Annotated in this window: 24 protein-coding genes; all 24 read left to right on the plus strand. The window is 58.7% G+C overall.

Annotated features, from left to right (window positions below):
* Position 1 precedes the first annotated feature (1 nt).
* Entirely contained in the window at positions 2-556 is a 555-nt protein-coding gene (locus AC6I8C_RS22135; RefSeq protein WP_497816612.1) for a hypothetical protein, read from the plus strand.
* 15 nt (positions 557-571) lie between these two features.
* Complete coding sequence (locus tag AC6I8C_RS22140) at positions 572-2,614, plus strand: DNA topoisomerase III (RefSeq protein ID WP_497823890.1); 2,043 nt, start codon at positions 572-574, stop codon at positions 2,612-2,614.
* A gap of 325 nt (positions 2,615-2,939) precedes the next feature.
* Entirely contained in the window at positions 2,940-3,428 is a 489-nt protein-coding gene (locus AC6I8C_RS22145) for an STY4534 family ICE replication protein (protein WP_497823891.1), read from the plus strand.
* A gap of 103 nt (positions 3,429-3,531) precedes the next feature.
* Positions 3,532-3,774 carry a DUF4160 domain-containing protein gene (locus AC6I8C_RS22150; RefSeq protein ID WP_497823892.1) on the plus strand — a complete coding sequence of 81 codons (243 nt, stop codon included), beginning with the start codon at positions 3,532-3,534 and terminating at the stop codon, positions 3,772-3,774.
* Positions 3,758-4,006, plus strand: coding sequence for a DUF2442 domain-containing protein (locus AC6I8C_RS22155; RefSeq protein ID WP_265135691.1), 249 nt, complete (start codon positions 3,758-3,760; stop codon positions 4,004-4,006). Before AC6I8C_RS22150 ends, AC6I8C_RS22155 begins: the two co-directional genes overlap by 17 nt.
* A 127-nt stretch (positions 4,007-4,133) precedes the next feature.
* Positions 4,134-4,754 carry a PFGI-1 class ICE element type IV pilus protein PilL2 gene (gene pilL2, locus AC6I8C_RS22160; protein ID WP_497823893.1) on the plus strand — a complete coding sequence of 207 codons (621 nt, stop codon included), beginning with the start codon at positions 4,134-4,136 and terminating at the stop codon, positions 4,752-4,754.
* Complete coding sequence (locus tag AC6I8C_RS22165) at positions 4,751-5,494, plus strand: DUF2275 domain-containing protein (protein ID WP_497823894.1); 744 nt, start codon at positions 4,751-4,753, stop codon at positions 5,492-5,494. The genes pilL2 and AC6I8C_RS22165 overlap by 4 nt, the downstream gene beginning before the upstream one ends.
* Before the next feature lie 10 nt (positions 5,495-5,504).
* On the plus strand, positions 5,505-6,224 hold the full coding sequence (locus AC6I8C_RS22170; RefSeq protein ID WP_265135686.1) for a TIGR03759 family integrating conjugative element protein: 720 nt from the start codon (positions 5,505-5,507) through the stop codon (positions 6,222-6,224).
* The gene (locus AC6I8C_RS22175) at positions 6,203-6,874 is read left to right on the plus strand and encodes a lysozyme family protein (RefSeq protein ID WP_265135684.1); all 672 of its coding nucleotides are present in this window, start codon (positions 6,203-6,205) and stop codon (positions 6,872-6,874) included. Before AC6I8C_RS22170 ends, AC6I8C_RS22175 begins: the two co-directional genes overlap by 22 nt.
* Positions 6,871-7,377 (plus strand): integrating conjugative element protein, encoded by a 507-nt coding sequence (locus AC6I8C_RS22180; RefSeq protein WP_265135682.1) that lies wholly within the window; start codon positions 6,871-6,873, stop codon positions 7,375-7,377. Before AC6I8C_RS22175 ends, AC6I8C_RS22180 begins: the two co-directional genes overlap by 4 nt.
* On the plus strand, positions 7,377-7,949 hold the full coding sequence (locus tag AC6I8C_RS22185; RefSeq protein WP_497816630.1) for a restriction endonuclease: 573 nt from the start codon (positions 7,377-7,379) through the stop codon (positions 7,947-7,949). The genes AC6I8C_RS22180 and AC6I8C_RS22185 overlap by 1 nt, the downstream gene beginning before the upstream one ends.
* Positions 7,942-10,041 carry a type IV conjugative transfer system coupling protein TraD gene (gene traD / locus AC6I8C_RS22190; RefSeq protein WP_497823895.1) on the plus strand — a complete coding sequence of 700 codons (2,100 nt, stop codon included), beginning with the start codon at positions 7,942-7,944 and terminating at the stop codon, positions 10,039-10,041. Before AC6I8C_RS22185 ends, traD begins: the two co-directional genes overlap by 8 nt.
* Positions 10,034-10,807 carry a TIGR03747 family integrating conjugative element membrane protein gene (locus AC6I8C_RS22195; protein WP_265135679.1) on the plus strand — a complete coding sequence of 258 codons (774 nt, stop codon included), beginning with the start codon at positions 10,034-10,036 and terminating at the stop codon, positions 10,805-10,807. Before traD ends, AC6I8C_RS22195 begins: the two co-directional genes overlap by 8 nt.
* Before the next feature lie 249 nt (positions 10,808-11,056).
* A complete protein-coding gene (locus AC6I8C_RS22200) occupies positions 11,057-11,671 on the plus strand; it encodes a hypothetical protein (RefSeq protein WP_265135677.1) in 615 nt (204 codons plus the stop codon).
* A gap of 114 nt (positions 11,672-11,785) precedes the next feature.
* The gene (locus AC6I8C_RS22205; protein WP_497816614.1) at positions 11,786-12,478 is read left to right on the plus strand and encodes a hypothetical protein; all 693 of its coding nucleotides are present in this window, start codon (positions 11,786-11,788) and stop codon (positions 12,476-12,478) included.
* 337 nt (positions 12,479-12,815) lie between these two features.
* A complete protein-coding gene (locus AC6I8C_RS22210; RefSeq protein WP_497816615.1) occupies positions 12,816-13,151 on the plus strand; it encodes an integrative conjugative element protein, RAQPRD family in 336 nt (111 codons plus the stop codon).
* On the plus strand, positions 13,151-13,393 hold the full coding sequence (locus AC6I8C_RS22215) for a TIGR03758 family integrating conjugative element protein (protein WP_064691079.1): 243 nt from the start codon (positions 13,151-13,153) through the stop codon (positions 13,391-13,393). Before AC6I8C_RS22210 ends, AC6I8C_RS22215 begins: the two co-directional genes overlap by 1 nt.
* 30 nt (positions 13,394-13,423) lie before the next feature.
* Positions 13,424-13,813 carry a TIGR03745 family integrating conjugative element membrane protein gene (locus tag AC6I8C_RS22220; RefSeq protein WP_193585628.1) on the plus strand — a complete coding sequence of 130 codons (390 nt, stop codon included), beginning with the start codon at positions 13,424-13,426 and terminating at the stop codon, positions 13,811-13,813.
* A gap of 15 nt (positions 13,814-13,828) precedes the next feature.
* Positions 13,829-14,194, plus strand: a complete 366-nt coding sequence (locus AC6I8C_RS22225) for a TIGR03750 family conjugal transfer protein (protein ID WP_064691080.1) — start codon at positions 13,829-13,831, stop codon at positions 14,192-14,194.
* Positions 14,191-14,829, plus strand: a complete 639-nt coding sequence (locus AC6I8C_RS22230) for a PFL_4703 family integrating conjugative element protein (RefSeq protein WP_193585627.1) — start codon at positions 14,191-14,193, stop codon at positions 14,827-14,829. Before AC6I8C_RS22225 ends, AC6I8C_RS22230 begins: the two co-directional genes overlap by 4 nt.
* Positions 14,829-15,746, plus strand: a complete 918-nt coding sequence (locus AC6I8C_RS22235; RefSeq protein ID WP_497816616.1) for a TIGR03749 family integrating conjugative element protein — start codon at positions 14,829-14,831, stop codon at positions 15,744-15,746. Before AC6I8C_RS22230 ends, AC6I8C_RS22235 begins: the two co-directional genes overlap by 1 nt.
* On the plus strand, positions 15,736-17,283 hold the full coding sequence (locus AC6I8C_RS22240) for a TIGR03752 family integrating conjugative element protein (RefSeq protein ID WP_497816617.1): 1,548 nt from the start codon (positions 15,736-15,738) through the stop codon (positions 17,281-17,283). Before AC6I8C_RS22235 ends, AC6I8C_RS22240 begins: the two co-directional genes overlap by 11 nt.
* Before the next feature lie 11 nt (positions 17,284-17,294).
* Positions 17,295-17,711, plus strand: coding sequence for a TIGR03751 family conjugal transfer lipoprotein (locus AC6I8C_RS22245; protein ID WP_497816618.1), 417 nt, complete (start codon positions 17,295-17,297; stop codon positions 17,709-17,711).
* Positions 17,711-20,569 carry a conjugative transfer ATPase gene (locus AC6I8C_RS22250; RefSeq protein WP_497823896.1) on the plus strand — a complete coding sequence of 953 codons (2,859 nt, stop codon included), beginning with the start codon at positions 17,711-17,713 and terminating at the stop codon, positions 20,567-20,569. Before AC6I8C_RS22245 ends, AC6I8C_RS22250 begins: the two co-directional genes overlap by 1 nt.
* The last annotated feature ends 30 nt before the right edge of the window (positions 20,570-20,599 follow it).

Raw genomic sequence — 20,599 nt, forward strand, 5'->3', positions numbered from 1 at the left:
CATGAAAAACATACTGCTTACCGGCGCCGTCTGCGCACTTCTTACCGGCTGTGCCGGCACCGACCTGGCCGCCATAAACAAGAACATCAGCGATACCGCTTTCAGCGTCAGTAAAACCCTACGTGGCGGTGGCGAAGATCCAGGCAATGGCATGCCTGTAATGACAAAAGCGTCAACAGGAGCAACCGAAAGTGTCAACCGCGAATTCATCCTGCCGGTTGACATCGATACCGCCGCCGCCCGTCTCAAGCGACATTACGGCTATGTCACCCCTGATGAGATCGCCCATATTCGCAATAAAGACCGTAACAGCCGCTGGGCCGCCGCCGCGATAGAAGACAGCCATCCGGTCTGGGAAGCTGTACAGGGCAGTTCTTACCGAATGGGCAGTGATGTAGGTGACAACGATCATATGGAGATTGAACTGGAAAAAAACGGGGCCGGCACGCGCGCTTATGTCACATACCGGTCGCCGTCGGCATCGCACCTGACCGGCAGCGCATTTGAAAAGCTGATGACGGAAGTTAAGCAAGTCGCATCAGGCAAGGTCCGTTAATCCGGGAGGTCAGCTGTGCAGCTTTATCTTTGTGAAAAACCGTCACAAGCAAAGGATATCGCCAGAGTGCTGGGCGTCAGCCAGCGCGGGCAGGGATATATCTCAGGTGAGAACGTCACCGTCACCTGGGCAGTGGGGCATCTACTGGAAACGGCCACGCCCGAGGCTTACGGTGAACAGTTCGGGCGGCCATGGCGGGCAAACGTGCTGCCGGTGATCCCCGAAACCTGGCAGATGGTGGTTAAGAAAGAAACGGCAGATCAGTTTGCCGTGATTAAAAAGCTGCTGAAAAAAGCCCGCGAGGTAGTGATCGCCACCGACGCGGATCGCGAAGGCGAAGTGATTGCCCGGGAACTGATGACGTACTGCGGCTACCGTGGCGCTATTCGCCGCCTGTGGCTGTCCGCGCTGGACGAGGGCAGCATTCGCCAGGCGCTACAGAACATGCTGCCCGGCGAAAAAACCGAAAAACTGTATCAGGCGGGCGTCGGCCGTTCGCATGCCGACTGGCTTATCGGGATGAATCTGACGCGCCTGTACACCCTGAAGGCCGGCGAGGCCGGCCATGCGGAGATGTTTTCTGTGGGGCGGGTACAGACGCCGACACTCGCTATAGTGGTTAACCGCGACAATGAGATCGCGAACTTCACCCCCAAACCCTGGTGGCAAGTCCGGGCACAGCTGGAAAAAGACGGCGTTACTTTTCACGCCGAGTGGGTCGGCGCAGAACAATACTGCGACGAGGAAAAGCGCTGCATCAATCAGCCGATTGCCCATGCCGTTCTGCAGCTCTGCCAGAAAACCGGATCGGCTACCGTTCTGATCGCGGAGAAGAAGCGGGAAAAAACGCCCGCGCCGCTGTGCTTCGATCTCGGCACGCTTCAGCAGGTGTGCTCCCGAAAGTGGGGGATGGGGGCCAGCCAGGTGCTGACCATCGCGCAGGCGCTTTATGAAAACCACAAGGCGACAACCTATCCGCGTACCGACTGCGGCTACCTGCCGCTGTCCATGCGGGACGAGGTGGCGGACGTTCTCCGGGCTGTTCTGGCATCCGACCCTTCGGTCGCTCCGGCGCTGTCGGGCCTGGACAAAAGCTTTATGTCCCGGGTATGGAACGATAAAAAAATCACCGCTCACCATGCCATCATTCCCACGCGCCAGGCATTTGACCTGGCGCGCCTCAGCTCAGATGAGCTGAAGGTTTATCAGCTCATTCGTCAGCACTATCTGGCGCAGTTTATGCCGCTGCAGGAATCTGACGTCACCGGCGCGACGTTTAACCTGGGAAACCAGCTGTTCCGGACGCGCGGACGCGTTACCGTGGTGCCCGGCTGGAAAGCGCTGTTCAGCGGCCTGCAGGATGACGACGAGGCGGAAGGTGAAGAGGACGCGCCGGCCAGCCTGCCGCCGCTCGATAAAGGCGACGTATGCCGCGTGAAGGGCGGGACCGTAAAAGACAACGTGACGAAAGCGCCCGCGCCCATGACCGAGGGCACGCTGATTGCGGCCATGAAAAATGCTGCCAGCCTGGTCAGCGATCCCCAGCTCAAAAAGGTCCTGCGGGAAAACGCCGGGCTGGGTACGGAGGCCACGCGCAGCGGCGTGCTGGAAACGCTTTTCAAGCGTCGATACCTGGAGAAAAAAGGGAAACACATTCACTCTACTCAGATGGCCCGCGAGCTGATCGCCGCGCTACCGGAGACGCTGACCAGCCCCGGCATGACAGCTCTCTGGGAGCAGGCGCTGGACGATATCGCGCAGGGGAAATCGGATCTGCACGGCTTTATGCAAAAACAAGCGCAGTGGACGCGTCACCTGATTGAAAAGGGGCGCGCGCAGCCGTTTCACGTCACAGTGCCAGTCGGTCCAGACTGTCCGCTCTGCGGCAAGGCGATGCGTCAGCGAACGGGTAAAGAGGGCACGTTCTGGGGCTGCGTTCAGTACCCGGAATGCAAGGGGATCGTTGGTGAGGCCAACCGCAAAACAAAACGCCGGGCCGCCGGGAAGCGCAGGAGCAGCGGGCCAAAAGCCCCGGGCGTTTTACAGGTGGACGGTTGACATTGCGAACGCGCGGCCTAAAAATAAAAGGGCTTATCCGTCGTCTCTGACGACCACCAATGATTCATCAGCCTGAGAGAATCGCCTTCGGGTGGCTGAACAGAAAGCTCCTGTAGCCTGAAAGGGAGCGCACACTGTGTGGTACATCTGCGCACCTTTGGAAGCAGATATCGTCAACATATGGCACCTACTGCCTGACGCTCAGGGTTTATTCAACTAACCAGACAGTCAGACTCACCTGAATCTGACTCCCCGACGGGAAGACTTCTCCCGTCCGGGCCGAAGTTTTCTCCGTCGATTTTTTTTGACCCCCGGAGATAACATCATGTCTGTAAACAACGCGCAGTCCGCCACCACCACGTCCGCCGCCAGCCGCAACGATTACTTTAACCTGACCATAAAAGGCCTGGGTTACCTGAGTAACGTCCGGCAGGTTAACGCGCAGTCCGGCACCTTCATCAGCTGCGTGATCAACGCGCTGTCCGGCCCGAGTGACAGTCCTTCCTACGTTCGTTTTGACGTAACGGTTGCCGGCAAAGAAGCCAGTAGCCTGATTAACCGCTGCCAGAAGGCGGTTGATGAGGACAAGAAGGTGCTGATCGGGTTTTCTTTGAGCAACCCGTCAACCGACATTTTTCAGCTGAAAAACGGTGAGCACGCCGGCGAAAGCCGCGTCAGCCTGAAGGCCCGACTGATCAAGGTAGACTGGATTAAAATCGGTCAGGACATGGTCTACAAACCGGAACGCAGCGATGCGCCGACGGCACAGAGTGGCTCAGAGCAGGCGCCGTCCTACGCTGACAACTCGTTCTGATTTTACCCTCCCAAATCTGCCCTTTCACGGGCAGTTTTACGGCGTTTGCAGGGTTTTGACTGCCGCTGTAATCTCCACCATAATTCCCTAAAGGTTACTGACGATGCCTGTCATACTTCGGCTGAACGGTTTTCGGTTCTTTTTCTACTCCAACGAAGGCAATCCGCGTGAATCCGCGCATATCCACGTTTCCAAATCTGGCGCTGAAGCTAAGTTCTGGCTTGAACCCGTGGTGGCGCTGGCAAGAAATGACGGATTTGACTCACGGACCCTTAAAGAGCTGTTCGTACTGGTGAAGCTACACAAAACGACATTACTGGAGGCCTGGAATGACTATTTCAGCTAGAGACGTCCGGTTCGATGACTCCACCATGTGGGTTGAACTCACGGACGATCGTACGCTTGGCGTACCGCTGTCCTGGTTTCCGCGGCTGCTTGACGCCACGCCTGAGCAGCGCAACGACTACGAACTATCTCCCCGTGGCATACACTGGGACGCCCTTGACGAAGACATCTCCGTTGAGGGGCTGATACAGGGGTGCGGTGACATCACGCACCCTCCTCATCAGGTCGCCTGACGCGCCCTGCCTGAACGCTGACCCCGGTCGGCGTTTTTTTTTGGATCCGGAAAAAGAGTTGTTCGTAGAAGCCCGCTGAAGAGTTCCGCACAGTGATGCCTGTTCTGTCACCTACAGGAATCTTCAGATGAAACTACACGCCCTCGCCGCCGTCCTGCCCTTCGTGCTGCTGACGGGATGCGCCACGCCGCCCCAGAAGCTGCAGGAGCGGGCGCCCGCCCAGCCGACGCCGTCGGTCAGCGTCTCCCGCAACGTCCAGACCCCGGCCGACGATCCCTACGGGCGCGTGCCGGAGGTGGTGCGCTACGACCGTTATCTTCTGGTCAGCACCGACCCGCAGGCAGCCCAGCAGGATCCGCTTTCCCAGATTATCGACATCCGCATTCCCCCGTCCCTACAGCCCACTGTCGCCGACGCCATGCGCTATGCCCTGAAGCAGTCCGGTTACTCGCTCTGTCAGACCGGCCCGGCCAATGGCGTGCTATACCGGCAGCCGCTGCCGGCGGTGCAGTATCAGCTCGGCCCGATGCGTCTGCGCACCGCGCTACAGGTAATGGCCGGAGCGGCCTGGCAGCTTGAGGTGGACGACGTGCAGCGCGTGGTGTGCCACAGCCTGCGCGCCGGTTATCAGCTTCCGGCCACCCAGCTGTCGCCGCGCGCCGCCACGCTGCCTGAGGCGTCCGGCAACACCATTTCCCCTCCGGTGATTCAGGGCCAGCCCGTACGCGGAGGGTTTCTGACAAAATGAGCAATCCCGCCCTTGATGAAGACGATTTCGCCGGTGAAGTGCAGCTGAAGCCACGCAAAGGCGCGGCGATTCTGCGCCGACTGCCGCTTTACGGCGGCGTCGCGGTGGCGCTGGCCGTGGCCGGTTTGACGTTTATTTCCCTTAAAAGTGTGAGCGCGCTCGATCAGCGCCTCGCTCACGTCGAAAAACAGCAAAACGTGGTGTATTCGCAGGCACTGACCCAGTCCGACCTTACGCCCCTGCAGGACAACCTGAAGGCGTACGGCGCAGATCTGAAACGGCAGCAGCAGCAGATAGGCGCCCTGCAGGCCAAGCTGAAGGAGGACCGGAGCGGCCCGGCGCTTGTCGCCCTGCAGCAGGCCGTCGGCGATCTCAGCGTCGCCCGGCAGAGCATGCTGGCGCAGCTGTCCGGGCTCGACGCGCAGCTGAACGCGCTCCAGGACAAGACGAAAGACACGCCTCACGCCGACACCCCGCCCGCCGTAAAAAAGCCGACACCCGCTAAGCCACATCGTGCCGCCCATAAAGTGGCACGCCGGGCGCCGTTTGTGCTGACCGGCGTGGAAAAGCGGGGCACCACGTCCTTTGCCGCCGTAGCCCCGGAGGACTTCAGCGACCTGTCACAGATCCGCCTTATCGGCGAAGGCCAGTCCGTGCAGGGCTGGACGCTGATCGGCGCCAGCTACGGACAGGCGCAGTTTCGGGTAAACGGGCACGTAACCACCGTTAACGTTCACTAACGGAGTCGAAATGAAGATAAAAGCACTGATTCTGTTTCTACTTACATGCGGCGGCACCGCGTACGCGAGTGTCCAGACCACTGACAGCCAGGGCCAGGCTACGGACGCGCAGCACACCGGGCAAAGCGCGGTTCAGGATCTGCAGCAGCAGGCGGGGCAGTGGGGGCTGAACCAGCAGGACTATCAGCGCTATCAGCAGCTGATGAACGGCCCCCGGGGCACGCAGTCGCCCGGCCTCGATCCACTCTCCACGCTCGGCATCGAGGCGCGCAGCGCCGAAGAGCGCCGTCAGTACGCCGAGAAGTGGGTGAAACAGGAATTTGCCCGCACGCAGAAAGAAATGGAATTTCAGCGCGAGGTAAACAGCGCCTGGCAGCGGCTGTACCCCAACACGCTGGCCGTTAACATGGGAAACGCCGCGGGTATTGCTCACGACACCGGCGGCCGACTGGCGCTGTTCGTGAAGTCTGCCGGATGCGCGCAGTGCGATGCGCGACTGTCCGCCGTGCTGGCCGACAAGCGTCCGGTCGATATCTATCTGGTTGACAGCCAGGGCGACGACGACGCGCTGCGCAGCTGGGCCAAAGCGCATCACATCCCTCTTGACAGAGTACGCAGCCGTGAGATCACGCTTAATCACGACGGTGGCCGCTGGATGCGGTTCGGCAACGGCATGATGCCCGTGGTGCTGCAGCAGGGGGAAAACGGATGGCAACTCGCGGCATACTGACCGGCGCTGCCCTGCTGCTGCTGGCGTCGGTAAACTGTTGGTCATCTGGTATGCAGACCGTGCCCGACGGCTATACAAAGGTGGCGCGCCAGCACGGCGTGCCACCTGAGGCGCTGTATTCGGTTGCCCTGCAGGAATCCTCCCGCACGCTGCCTCAGGGCGTACGTCCCTGGCCCTGGACGCTGAACGTGGCGGGCAAGGGGTATCGCTATAAAACCCGGCTTGAGGCCTGGCAGGCGTTGCAGGTGTTCATGAAGACCCATTCCCTGAAGCGCATTGACGTGGGCATTGCGCAGGTCAACCTGGGCTGGAACGGCGATCACTTCACGTCCACCTGGGAAGCGCTGGATCCGTACACCAACCTCAACGCCGCCGCCGTTATCCTGCGCGAATGCTGGGACCGCAAGCCCGGCAGCTGGCTGGACGCCGCCGGATGCTATCACCATCCCGCCGGCGGACAGGCCGCCGCGCGCTACCGTTCCTTTATCAGAACAAAGCTTGCCATGCTGCAGTCGCCGCCTTTGCAGCCTGCCCCCGTGGATAACGGCCCGGCGCCAGCTCCCGTGCAGCTGGCGGACAACGCCCCTGTGCCCGCAGCCACTTCCAACACCGGATTCGTCTGGATTGAACCCAAGAGCCCGATACCATGAAAAACGTCCGCTTTCTTGCTATGCCCTTTATCCTGCTGTCGCTCTCGTCCCACGCGGAGCTGAACGTGCTGGCCGACCTCGGCGGACAGAGCACGCAGGCCATCTTTGACGCGGTTAACCGGCAGGACTCGCCGGCACCCGTCTCCGCGCCGCCCGCCCAGGGCGAAGCGGCTATGCTGCCTGTTACCACGCCGGAAATGTCGCCGGGCGCGATCAGCCCTCGCAACCTGCAGCTGCCCGGCATCGGCGCGCTGTTCATCATCGGGGACGATGATGTATCCCGGTCCTGGCTGCGGCACAATGCGCAGCGTCTGTCGGCCAGAGGTGCCGTGGGGCTTGTCGTGAACGTGGACAGCCAGGACGCCCTTGACGGGCTGCGCGGCCTGGCGCCCGGCATGACCCTTGCCCCGGCCTCCGGTTCGGATCTGGCGCGCCGCCTGCAGCTGACGCATTACCCCGTGCTTATCACCGACGGCGGGCTGACCCAAGAGCCCGCGCCATGATGGGCACGCCCCAAACCGTTGCCCTGCTGCTGTCGGTCAATCCTCTGCTGGCTGCCGGGCTTGTCGTCCTGCTTATCGTCATCGCGTGGCTGTTTCGCCGGGAGACGGCCACCGCCCGTCGGCACCGTCGTTATCGAGCCACTGCAGCGCGCGTGCATCAGCGCCTGCGCGAACTGAACGGCGACGGCCAGCGGATGAGCTACCTGCGCAAAATAAATCCCTACGTTTTTGAGGAGCTGCTGCTGCTTGCCTTTGAGCGGCAGGGGCTTAAGGTCGAGCGCAACGCGTCCTACAGCGGTGACGGCGGCCTGGATGGCAAAGTGTTTATCAACGGCGAGTGCTGGCTGATACAGGCTAAACGCTATAGCCGGGCCATTTCCCCGGGTCACGTCCGGGATTTCGATGCGCTGCTCTCCCGCGCCGGCCATCGTGGCTTTTTTATCCATACCGGCAGAACCGGGCAGATGAGCCATGCCGTCTGCCGTACCTCTTCCCGGCTTAAGATCATCAGTGGGCAAAACCTGCTGAGGCTGCTGTCCGGCATTTCACTGAAGGAATGGTCCCATGAGTAACCGCTACGTTATAGAAGCGCTGCTGCGCCCGGCCGTTGAGCTGAACACGGCCGCCGTGGCCGGTACCGCCGCCGTGGTGTGCGTCAGCGCGCCCTGGGCGGTCGCCCTTGCCCCCTCCGTCAGCTACGTTACAGCAGGCGGCTTTGCCGTGCTGTCCATCGTGCGGGCCCGTCAGGGTATGCAGGTGATCCGCTACCGGCGTAACTTGCGCCGGCTGCCGCGTTACGTGATGACCTCCCGGCAGATCCCGCTAAGTAAGCGACGGCTGTTTATCGGTAGGGGATTTCGCTGGACGCAGACGCATACCCAGCGCCTGCGTGACACACTGCGCCCCGAGGTCGCACATTACCTGCAGCCGTCTAGGCTGTACCAGCTGGCGCGCCGCGCCGAGGAGGCCACGGAAAAGCGCCTGCCGGCGCTGAGCAAACTGCTGAACGCCGATTCCGTTCTGAACCCGGTGCGGCCGCTGCCGCCGGTGGGAGGCAACCCGGCCATACACGGCATCGAACCCAACGAGATCGACGTTACGCTGGATTTGCGCGAGCGCGTAGGGCACACGGTGGTCTATGGCACGACGCGCGTGGGCAAAACCCGGCTGGCCGAACTGCTGATAACCCAGGACATCCGGCGCGGCGACACGACGATCGTGTTTGATCCGAAAGGTGACGCCGACCTGCTCAAGCGGGTATGGGCGGAGGCGCACCGCGCCGGCCGCGGCGATGAGCTGACCATCTTTCACCTCGGGTGGCCCGACATATCGGCCCGCTATAACGCCGTGGGACGCTTCGGACGCGTCTCCGAGGTGGCATCACGCGTGGCCGGGCAGCTGAGCGGCGAAGGCAACAGCGCGGCGTTCCGGGAATTCGCCTGGCGGTTCGTGAACATCGTGGCGCGGGCGCTGGTTGCTCTGGGTGAACGGCCGGACTACACGCTGATCACACGCTACGTGAACAACATCGCGGACCTGTACCTGCGCTACGCGGTGAAAGTCATTACGAATAAACTTCCCGACCTGAGTAAGCAGATCGAAAACAACCTTAAACTCTTCGGTGAAGATGACGTGCCCCGCAACATGCAGGGACAACCGGACGCCGTGCGTATTTGGGCGTATGAGGTGGCGCTGAGCTCCGAGCAGGGACAGCAGCTGTACGATCCGATACTGGACGGCCTGCGTTCCGCCGTGCGCTACGACCGGACCTACTTCGACAAGATAGTGGCGTCACTGCTGCCGCTGCTGGAGAAGCTGACCACGGGAAAAACTGCCGAGCTGCTATCGCCTGACTACCTCAACATGGACGACCCGCGCCCGATCTTTGACTGGGAGCAGGTGATCCGTAAAAAAGGGGTGGTGTACATCGGCCTCGACGCGCTCAGCGACAGCGAGGTGGGCAGCGCGGTGGGTAACAGCATGTTTGCCGATCTGGTGAGCGTGGCCGGTCACATTTACAAGCACGGAATCAACGCAGGCCTGCCGGGAGCGGACGACCGCAAAAATCCGATTAACCTTCACTGTGATGAGTTTAACGAGCTAATGGGCGATGAGTTTATTCCTCTGATCAACAAGGGCGGGGGCGCGGGGATGCAGGTCACGGCCTACACGCAGACGTCCTCTGATATTGAGGCGCGTATCGGCAGCGCGGCCAAAACCTCTCAGGTGCAGGGTAACTTTAATAACCTCATCATGCTGCGTGTGCGCGAGAACCGGACAGCGGAGCTGCTGACCACCCAGCTGCCACAGGTTGAAATCTACAGCAAAACGCTGGTCTCCGGGCACCAGGATTCAGCAGACGTCGCCGTTAATCAGGATTTTACTTCCAGTACGCAGGACCGCGTCGGCACAATCAAGGTGCCGCTGCTGGAGCCGTCGGATATCGTGTCGCTGCCGAAGGGCCAGGCGTTTGCCCTGCTTGAGGGCGGTCAGCTCTGGAAAATCCGCATGCCACTGCCCGCCGGCGACGCCGCTGACGAGCACATGCCGGACGATATTACCCGCCTGGCCGAAGAGATGCGCCGGAACTACCACAGCAGCGAAGGGTGGTGGAACGGCGGCGCGGCCGGTCCCAGAGCTCTGAAAGGAGATGACAATGGCTGAACCACGTCGCAACGTCACGCCACAGAACCCGCAACAGCAGCCGGTTCCGCCGCGAGAGCACGGACTGATTTACAACCTGGTCTGGGGCTGGCCGTGGAAGCTGGTCGGCATGATCCTGGCCTCCCTGTTCCTGAGCCTGATTGTTGAATACATCGGTATCGCATTCTTCTGGCCGGAAATGGGCGCCGCACACAGCCAGCAGGTGATGACCACGGAAATGGGCTACCTGTCGTCGGATTTTACCCGCAGCCTGTTGCTCTCTGAACCCTCCGTTACCGTCACGCACTGGATTACGTTCGCCTATCAGTGGGCCTTCGTAGACAGCGGTTTCGTTGGCTGGGTGCAGTCGATGTATGAATCGGAAATGAACAGCGGCAACGAAATTTCCCGCCAGCTGAAATCGGCCAGCGGCTGGCTCGCCGGCTACCTGCAGCAGTATCTGCTTGCCAGCGTCTGGGTGGCCGTGGTGACGCTTATTCGGGTTACGATACTGACGCTCTCCATCCCGCTTTTTATGCTGGTCATCGCCGTAGCAGTGGTTGAGGGGCTGGGGCGCCGCGACCTGCGTCGCTACGGGGCGGGGTATGAATCGTCGTTTTTATACCACCGCGCAAAAAGGATGATTAAGCCGGCGGTATACATACCGGCAATGGCATACCTGTCATGGCCGTCGGCGGTCTATCCCAACCTGTTGCTGCTTCCCGCAGCCATAATGCTGGGGCTTGCGATTACGGTAACCACCGCATCGTTTAAAAAGTACCTCTGATCTCCCCGGGCCCGCAAAAGCGGGCCTTTCACTTATTCAGGTCACTTCCCTTCTTTCATTAATTTTTATCCTTAGTGAAATCTGGTATTACTAAGTCGAAGTTTATAACAATCGCTTTCAATATGACCATTGGCCACTATCACCTTAATGCGCAAAAACGCATAAAAGGCGCTAGTAGCCTCTGGTAGTTGAGGTTGGGGGGAGATGATCAGGCTCTCCAAGAAGGATTACAATTTTGAGGAAGTGAAAATGTCTGAAGCATATCTATCACCAACGAATTATGAGCAACCAAGACCAACTGAAGGAAAATATCCTGCTATAGTGTATAAAACCCATGCTGAATTTGAGTATGAAGGTTATAAAGTAATAGCAAATATGTCCCATCAGGGGGCTATGAATGCTAATGGCAATACTGGGTTTGTTACTGTTCATAGAGAAGGCGTAGACATCTCATGGAATGGGAGCGCTAACTCACTGGGCGAATATAAACCTAAAAATGAAAGAGTTATAAGTAATGAAAAGCATCTTGTAGCAACACTAACACCATTAGAATTTGAACAACGCAATCCATTTGTTGAAGGAAATAATGATCGTGGTTATAGAGGATTAGTTCTTAGTAATCATGTCGAATTTGGTGTTTTTGATAAGTACGAGGCTGTTATTGATGGGCACATAAAATCGAGTGTGCTGGCTGCTCCTTGTAATATTTTTCCGATGAAGGGAGACCGTACTAAATGCATTATTGAATTTGATGATGCTACTGTTTTTATGGCCGAAAGGTATGGGCCAGACACATACGATAATTTGGTTCAAAAAACAGTGAATGAACTACAGAAACTTCTTTGTAGTGCTAATGCCGGTTAATCTTACCAATCGCAAGGAATTCGGCCCTCTGGGCCTGAACCTTGCTTGCCTTGGCCCCTATTGCGGGCTAAAGGTGTCACAATCTGTTGAATTTATAGAAAATAGGGAAGGTAAATGGAACCTAAAACTAAAATAGGCGAAGCCCAAGTACAGCAAGCATTCGTTGAGCATTTAAAATATAAGATTACTAAGAAATTCGGCCCTGAATACCCCTATAATGTTGGCGCATTTAATGGAAGCCAAGATAAAAAATATGCTGACTACTTTGCAGGGGTTAATGCTATAAATATACTTATAGAGTTTAAAGAGTTTAAATCTGAAATATCATCAGAGTCAGCAAAGCCATTAAGAGCAAAACTCTGCAATACTATAAGTGATTTGAATCTCCCTAGTTCATTAAATGCTCACTTCATTTCTTGGCGGCTTGATAACTCAAGCGACAATAAGATTGTATTAAAGATTGATACGTATCTTCCTACAGTATGCCCATTATTTAATAAGAGTTTTTCTGGCAATAATGAGAAATTTATGCCGGCTTTTGTTGATGATTTCTTAGATATGAAAGCTGGGATAAGTAATGAGGGTTTTGAATTATACATAAACGAGCTGTCAGACATCGCAGGTGGGGAGGGAGATGCAAGTTTTTACGGGACCCATATAACTTTTGATCCTGTGGATGGATTAGAACTTACAATATTTACTAAAATATCTGAGCTTATTGAGTTCTCGAAAAATCTAAATCTCAGTAAATTACCTTCACCCGAAGATGATGAGCCAACTCCAGATCGAGGCGGTCCGCGTATATAAACGCTTATCAGGGTGTTGCTCCGGACAAGCCGGTTAATGTGGCGATAACGTCCGAAATTCGCTCATAGCGGACTTTAATGCCTTAACAGCATAACTACTGCTTTTACCAGGCTGGACGACGTTACCTGAACTCGTTTCGGGTAACGTCGTCAGCAGGCAAGCCGCCAAGCGGTGCGACAGTAGAAGTTAGTAGTTACAACAATCTAAAACATTCTAACCACTCCCCCCCTCCTCAACCTCTCCCAGTTAATTTTCATTTTCGGGTAATGAGTTAACGGCTGACCCGTTCGCCCGGATTCCGCATCCTTACCGCACCAAACAACCACTGGAGGTGCATATGAAATCTTTCCGCCCGGTAGCCCGACTTTTTCTGTGTGGCGGCGTGCTGGGCCTTTCATCTCTCACGGCGCTGTCAGCCCAGGCATCTGAAAAGGATGAGCTGGCGTCCGCCCAGCGCATGATCGTTCAGGTGCAGGCGTCGCTGGAGCGTGCCCGGGTGGCCGCCGCTCAGGGGGATACCGCAGAACGTGGCCGCTACTTCTTTGACTACCAGCGCGCCACAGCAGATCTGCGCACCATCAGCGCCGGCATCGATCGTTACATTGAGCCGTCCCGGGCACAGCCTCGCGATCTGTCGGGCGTGTCGGGCAATTACCGTCGGGAGCGTCCCTGATGGCAATGACTCAGGCGCAGGTGATGGCCTTTAAGGCAGCTTCGGGCGATCTGGACCCCGCAGCGATATACCTCTTATGCCTTGGTCTGCTGTTCGCCACGCTGTTTACCTGGGTCGCCTGGGCCGCCATTGACCTTTACTCGGGCTGGGCCAACCAGCGCGTGAGGGAATCAGCAGTAAAAAGCCTTTTTATAAGGGGCCTCGTTTTAGTCGTAATCAGTATCTGGATGTTCGGAAGTTAATTTTTTTCAATCACTTAAACAGGAAATATCATGTCAAAAATTGCGTCTTTCGTTTCCATCACGCGTTCCGGCGTGCGTAAAAGCTGGGCCCGAGCTACCACGCTGGTCACTCTGAGTGCCCTGTCGGTCGGTAACGCTATGGCGGATCTGCCAGCTGTGGAAGCACCAACCTCGGGCGGAGGCGGCGGCGGGCTGATGTCTACTATCAAGGGTTATTTACAGGACGGCATCGTTCTCATCGGCCTCGTCATCGCCGCGGTGTGCTTCCTGAAGGTTGCGGAAGCCGGCATCACCACGTTCAGCGAAGTCCGCGACGGCCGCGCCACGTGGGGTAAATTCGGCGGGATCGTGATCGTGGGCATTGTGTTGCTGGTTCTGGTTATCTGGCTGCTGGGCAAATCCGCCGAGATTGTTACCTGATAAGGAGCGGTGTGAATGGCGACCATCCGAGATATGCCGGATCGCCTCAATTCAGAGCCAGTCGTATTCCGGGGGTTTACCACCCCCGAGTTAGGCCTGGCTGCCTGCATCGGAGTCGTTCTGGGCTTAATCATTTCACTGCCCTTTGCACTTTTTCTCAGCTGGCTGGTTATCCCCACGGGGAGCCTGCTCTTTCCCCTGGTGTTCATCAGCTTTGGCGGAAAGTGGCTTGCCCGCAAAAAGCGCGGCAAGCCTGAGAACTATATCTGGCAGATGTTCGCGCTCAGAAAGCGCCACATGGGGATCGGTGACCCGAAACTGATCGTCGATTCCCGGCGCTGGTCTGTGCGCCGGAGTATACCAATCAGGAGTACCAAATGAGTCGTTTTCGCCACGCGGTTAAGGGCCGCGATCAGCATATTTTTTCCCTGAGGGCGGCCTGCTTCGTGTTGCTGATACTGCTGATGACCGCCTTGGGTGGCTGGATGCGCGCCCCGGAGAAGCTGACCATTCATATTCCGCCCGATCTGCGCAAGGGCAGCACGCGTCCCGTGTGGGAAGTGCCACCGCCGACCGTTTACAGCTTTGCGTATTATATTTTTCAGCAGCTTAACGCCTGGCCGAAAAACGGCAAGGTGGACTATCCCGCCCGTATTGAGTCGCTTTCACCGTACCTCACGCCACAATGTAAGGCGTTTCTTAAAGAGGATTCAAACCAGCGGGATGCCAAAGGCGAGCTGACTGACCGCGTGCGCGTTGTTTATGAAATCCCCGGCAGGGGTTACACCACTAAGAGCGTCAAGGTTATCGATCGGGACAACTGGGTCGTCAGCCTCGATCTGATTGCGGATGAATACTACCTAACCGAGCCGGTCAAACGCGCAACAGTGCGCTATCCGCTGAGGGTCGTTCGCTGGGACGGCGATTCCGAAACCAACCCCTTCGGGCTGGCACTGGACTGCTATGAGGGTATCCCGCAACGGCTTTCAAAGGCAGAAAATAAGGGAACAATGTGATGATTTGCTCAAAGATGACCTTCAGCTCCCGCGCCTGCCTGGTGGCGCTGTCGCTCACGCTGCTGCCCGCCGCGATACTCAGCTCAGCATCTGCCCGGGCCGATGAGCTGATGAAGTGGGAGCGCGTTCCCCTGCAGATCCCCCTGAAAACCGGCACCGAGCGCGTTATTTTTGCCGACAAAAACGTGCGCGTAGGCTTTCCGCCCGCACTGAATGGCAAGCTGCGCGTGCAGAGCACCGGCGGCGCGGTTTACCTGAAGGCCGAAAGCGACTTTCCGTCAACTCGCCTGCAGCTGCAGGACATGGAATCGGGCGAGGTCATTCTGCTGGACGTTCATGCCGCCGGCACGGGTCCGACCGAACCGGTCAAAATCATTTACAGCGGCGACGTCAGCACGGCCAGCAGCGCCGCTGATGCCAGCTCCCCGGCGTCCGGCGCCGAAGGGGATAAACCGCAGACTAACCGTAAAAAAGTCAGCTACAAGGCGCCTATTCCGGTCCTGCTGACGCGTTACGCCGCGCAGAACCTGTACGCCCCCGTGCGCACGGTTGAAGGTGTGCCGGGTATTCATCCGGTTAATCCGCATCTGCCATCGCGCATCACCACACTCTATCCCTCTGCACCCGTGACCGTGTCACCGGTGGCCGGCTGGGGCGTGGCCGGACGTACGGTAGTAGCGCTGCGGGTGCGCAACGACTCCCCGCAAAAGATCGTGCTCGATCCGCGCGAGCTGCAGGGCCAGTTCGTTACTGCCACCTTCCAGCACCGCTGGCTGGGCGCCGCCGGCACGCCGGAGGACACCACCACGTTGTACCTGGTCACCGCTGGCCGCGCCGATGAGGCATTCGTGCGTGAGCCCTCCACCGCCCGCAAGGCCGCCCATTCCGTCCAGAAGGTGATCCGCTATGAAGATTAAGTCCAACGGCCTGGTCAAGGTTCTGGTGCCGGCGGTATTGATTGCCGGTGTCTTTGTGGTCGTTAAAGGCCACAACAGCAAACCGTCCGAACCGGCGCAGCCTTCGACTCAGAGCTCGCCAGCGCTTGCGAACCTGACGCCACAGGAGCTCAAGGCCATCGGGGTTGAGGGTGACACGCCGCAGGACACTCTGCGTACCATCGTAGGCTCGCTCAACGCCGTGCGCCAGCAGCAGGCCACGCTGAACAAACAGAATGCCGACCTGCTGGAAGAAAACCGCAAGCTGCGCGATCGCAACCAGAACGTGTCCGGGCAGGTTAACGAGGCGGTGCAGGGCGTACAGAAAGGGTTCAGCGAGCGCGAAAAACAGCTGCGCCAGCAACAGAATACGCTGACGTCAAAAATTAACGACCTCACTTCCCAGCTGCAGAGTACCGGCAAAGGGCTGGCCGATAAGGCCACCGGCCAGGACGGAGACATACCGCTGGGCCTCGGGCTGGACGGTATGGGAAGCGGGAGCGGCAGCCCGGCAGCGGCGGGTAACGACGGCCTGATGTGGGTAACGCCGCAGGACGGCAAAAGCGCCGCGTCCGGGCAGGGCAGCAACGGATCCAGCGCTGGCGCAGGAACCGGCAGCACAACGGCCTTCCCGACCTCCTTCATGAGCGACAATGCAATCACAAAGCAGAAGGCCAGCTACGAGCAGCAGGTGAAGGGATCGACTAGCGAAAAGGGCGGGGAAGACGAGGCCGAGCCGGTCTATACCCTGCCGGAAAACTCCACGCTTATCGGCAGCCGCGCCATGACCGCCCTGCTGGGTCGCGTGCCGGTTAACGGCACCGTGACCGATCCGTATCCCTTCAAGGTGCTTATCGGTAAGGACAACCTGACCGCCAACGGTATCGAGCTCCCGGATGTGGAGGGCGCGATCGTGTCCGGCACGGCCTCGGGCGACTGGACCCTGTCCTGCGTCAGGGGCCAGGTCAGCAGCATCACCTTCGTGTTTACCGACGGTACGGTGCGCACCCTGCCGAAGCCGGACCGCAGCGGGCGCGCCGGCAACAGCAACGGTCAGAACGCCCGCAACGGCGACAAGGACACCGGCACCAGCGGCGGCATCGGATGGATTTCCGATGAAAACGGCATTCCGTGCATTTCAGGCGCGCGTAAATCCAACGCGTCCACGTACCTGCCAACACTGGGCCTGCTGGGCGCCGCAGGTGCCGCCGGCGATGCGGTGGGCCAGAACCAGCAGACCAGCCAGACCAACGCCTACGGCGGCGTGACCTCCACGCTGACCGGCGACGCCGGACAGGCCGTGCTCGGCAAGGCGATTTCCGGCAGCTCCGACGAGATCACCGAGTGGGTGAAGCAGCGCTACGGGCAGACCTTTGACGCCATTTACGTTCAGCCGGGCGCGCACCTCGCCGTGCACATCACCCGTGAGCTGGCAATTGACTATGAAGACAAGGGCCGCAAGGTGCGTTACGACTTCACCCTGCCCGGTGAAGACGGCAGCACCGGCGGGCTCGACTGAGGAGAAATGACATGCAGATTTCAGTAACACTCGGCGTTTTTGTTCTGGTCGCAGCCGCCACTCTCACGGGCTGCTCGACGTCAAAGGATGAGATGCTGCCGGCGGGCAACAGCAACATGCTGGAGCTGTGGAAGGGTACGGACGGCGAAAGCGGTCCTTCACGCGGCGTGGAGGGGCGCGCCGCGCTACGTCGCGCCCTGACCGACGGGGAACAGCAGGCGGCCGCCAGCGACGATCGCAGCTACAGCCGTACCCAGGAATCGGAGATCAGCCAGCAGTTTCCGCGCCTGCCGAATCCAGACATGGTGATGTACGTTTTCCCGCACCTGGCGCAGGGCAACACGCCCGTGCCGGGCTACAGCACCGTTTTCCCTTTCTATGACCAGACGCAGTACGCGATGCCAGGCGAACGCACGGAGGCGCTCTGATGTTCGGACTCTTTAAAAAAAGCCAGCACACGCGACAGGATTCACCTGAAAAAAGTATCCCGGAGCCGCTGACGCGTCCGGGAAATATGACGCAGAATGATGAAAAGCGTGTTTATGCGCATAACCCGTCCGTGGTGGACTACCTGCCGTGGGCGGAGTTCCTGGACGAAGAACAGTGCCTGCTGCTTGACGATGGCGTCTCGGTTGGGGCGGTGTACGACATCACCCCGGTTGCCACCGAGGGACGTCCCGACTCACGCCTTGAGCAAATCCGTGATGTGATTGAGGACGCCCTGCAGGACAGCTTTGATGACATTGAGGCCAACCCCTGGATTGTGCAGTTTTTCTGCCAGGACGAAAACGACATTGACGCCTATCTGGACAAGCTGCGCGGGTACGTCAAGCCGCACGCGCAGCACACCGAATTTACCGAAGCGTGGTTACAGGAAACCGAAAGTCACCTGCGCGGCATCGCGAGGCCGCAGGGGCTTTTTGAAGATAAGCTGATCACCGGGCAGCCTTGGCGCGGCCAGCAACGGCGGACCCGCATGGTCGTATACCGCTGGGTGGATAAAAACAGCCGCGACCTGATGCCTCCCGTCAGCATGCTGAACCAGGCGTGCGAAAGGCTGTGCGGCGCCCTCTCCAGCGTCAACATCGGCTGCACACGCCAGAACGGCCTGCAGATCCACGCCTGGCTGCTGCGCCTGTTTAACCCAGCACCGGAGGGCATGGACAGGGAAAGCTTTTACCGTGCGGCGGCCTATGAGGATAGCCGCAACACTCCGGACGGCACGATCCCCGTTGAAAACGATTTCTCCGAGACGCTGCTGTTCACACCGCCGCGTTCTGACGTAGAGAACGGCGTGTGGTGGTTTGACGATCTGGCGCATTCAGCGCTGTCGGTTGAGCGGCTGCGTAAGCCACCGACGCCGGGTACGCTGACAGGGGAGAAAAGCCGGGGCGAGAAAAAGGTCAATGCTCTGATGGACATGTTTCCCGAAGGCACGATGCTATGTATGACCATCATTGCGGAGCCACAGGACACGCTGGAAGAGAAATTTAACCGGCTGGCAAAGAACGCCATCGGGGAAAACACAGAGTCGGGGCGCGTGCGCCAGGACGTGGCCGCTGTAAAGGAGCTGCTGGGTAGCCGGCACAAGCTGTACCGCTCCGCCATCACTTTCCTGCTGCGCGCAAAGGACATGACGGAAATGAACCGCAAGCGCATCGAGCTTTCCACTGTGCTGCTCAACGAGGGGCTGCAGCCCGTCCGCTCCGAGCACGATGTAGGCCCACTGAATGCCTGGCTGCGCGCTCTGCCGATGTGCTTTAACCCCCAGAATGACAAAAAACACTGGTACACCCGCCTGACGTGGGTTCAGCACCTTGCCGGCCTTCTGCCCGTTACCGGTCGTGAAACCGGCACCGGCAACCCGGGCTTCAGCTTTTTCAACCGGGGCGGCGACGTGCTGGACTTCGATCCGCTCAACAAACACGACCGTTCCCAGAACGCGCATATGCTGCTGTTCGGGCCAACCGGGGCGGGCAAATCGGCCACCCTGTGCTCAATGCTCTGCCAGCTGATGGCCGTACAGCGCCCACGTCTGTTTATCGCCGAGGCCGGCAACAGCTTCGGCCTGACGGCAGACTACTTTGAAAGCCTTGGCCTCACGGTGAATAAGGTCAGCGTCAAGCCTGGTAGCGGCGTATCGCTGCCGCCGTTCGCCGACGCACACAAGCTGTTTGAGGTGGACGCGCCGGCACCGGCGGTAAATGAAAGCGACCTGCCTGAGATCGACGAGGACAACGGAGACGAAGAGGGAGACGGCAACGAGAAGCGCGACATCCTGGGCGAAATGGAAATCTCAGCCCGCATGATGATCACCGGCGGCGACCCGAAGGAAGACGCTGCGCTCAGACGCGCCGACCGGGCCATGATCCGCGAAGCGCTGCTGATGGCCGCAAGGCAGAGCCTGAATGAAAATCGCCAGATGCTGCCGGGCGATCTGCAGAACGCACTGAACCGCATATCCGTTGATGAGGCCAGTGAAGGTGGCCAGAACCGCAATGAGTCGCGTCGGGCAAAGGCGGCTGAAATGGCGGAGTCGTTGGGCATATTCACTCAGCCCGGCAGCTTTGAGGCCGAGCTATTCAATCAGGAGGGCGCGCTGTGGCCGGAGGCGGACGTTACGCTTATCGACCTCGGTCACCTTGCACGCGAGGGTTACGAGGCGCAGATGGCGCTGACTATGGTATCCCTGACCAATACTGTTAACAACATTGCCGAACGCGACCAGTATCGTGAGCGCGACATCGTCTTTACCGTGGATGAGGCGCACATTGTGACCGTTAACCCGCTTCTCGCGCCGTACATGACTAAAGTGGTCAAGATGTGGCGTAAGCTCGGCGCATGGCTCTGGCTTGCCACCCAGAACCTGGAGGATTATCCGGCGGCTGCAGGCAAAATGCTGAACATGGCCGAATGGTGGATCTGCCTGACCATGCCGAAGAAAGAAGTTGAGGACATCGCCCGCTTCCGCACGCTTTCGGAGGAGGAAAAGACCGTGCTGCTGTCTGCCAGCAAACTTTCCGGGTGCTATACCGAGGGCGTGGTGCTGTCGAAAAAAATGCAGGCACTGTTCCGGGCCGTGCCGTCCAGCCTGTTTCTGGCGTTGGGAATGACAGAAAAGGAAGAGAAAGCGGAGCGCAAGGCACTGATGCGTAAACATAACTGTTCAGAGCTCGATGCTGCTATTCTCGTAGCAAGAAAACTGGATCGTCTGCGTGGACTGATGACGGCTGAGTCGGCTGGGATGCCGGAATACAACGATAAAAGAGAGAAGCTGACCGCATGATTAAGCTTAAATACGCGAGCCCTGTAACAC

It is taken from the genome of Pantoea sp. X-Soil-YNGN-844 (assembly GCF_059730595.1).